Source organism: Chromatium okenii, assembly GCF_016583745.1.
GTDB lineage: Bacteria > Pseudomonadota > Gammaproteobacteria > Chromatiales > Chromatiaceae > Chromatium > Chromatium okenii.
In genome coordinates, this window is sequence record NZ_NRRQ01000115.1 from 1 (window position 1) to 725 (window position 725).

General features: G+C 54.1%; 2 protein-coding genes. Both read left to right on the forward strand.

From position 1 onward, the window contains the following. Nucleotides 1–2: 2 nt before the first annotated feature. Nucleotides 3–434, forward strand: a complete 432-nt coding sequence (locus CKO12_RS15525; protein WP_338032772.1) for a DUF29 domain-containing protein — start codon at nt 3–5, stop codon at nt 432–434. After that, nucleotides 427–725: type III-B CRISPR module-associated protein Cmr3 (locus CKO12_RS15530; RefSeq protein WP_242466370.1), on the forward strand; the 299-nt coding region annotated here is incomplete at its 3' end. The genes CKO12_RS15525 and CKO12_RS15530, both read left to right, overlap by 8 nt.

The following is a 725-nucleotide window of genomic DNA, read 5'->3' on the forward strand; positions in this document are numbered from 1 at the left end:
ACATCGTTGCTTGGGCAAATCAACAAGCGGAGGCATTGCGTACCGGGCACTTCGCGCAGCTTGATCTGGAACATCTCGCCGAGGAAATTGAGGACGTGGGCAAAAGTGAGCAACGCGAGTTAATGAGGCGCATGGCCATCTTGATCGGGCATGTGCTGAAATGGTGTTATCAGCCTGAACGACGCGGTGCCAGTTGGGAATCCACCATCCGCACCCAGCGCGAGGCGATTGCGCGGCGCTTGCTGCGCACTCCCAGTCTGCAACGCACACTATCCGATCCAGACTGGTTTGCGGATGCTTGGAGCGACGGGCGTGATTTAGCCGTGCGCGAGACGGGTCTGTCCGATCTGCCGCCCGATTGTCCTTGGTCGATAGAGACAATACTCACATCCGATTGGCTGCCTGACGATGAGCAGGTGCGCACTCATGGTTAAATCTAAGCACAACAACTCAGCGCGTTACGATAAACAGAAGAAAAAAGAACAGACGCTTCCTACAGCACAAAAGATCGCAAAATCAGCAACTTCCTCTTCCAGTTTAGTTGTGAGCTTGGAACCGCTTGCCCCGCTGATTATTCGTTCGGGACGACCTTTCGATACTTTTGTTGGCGTTGATGAAATGCACTTCCCGCCACCATCCACCATTGCCGGATGTTTGCGCACTGCTTGGGCGCGAGCGACTGGTCATCCCTTTGATGCCAGCCTATTTGATCTGGAAATCAGTGG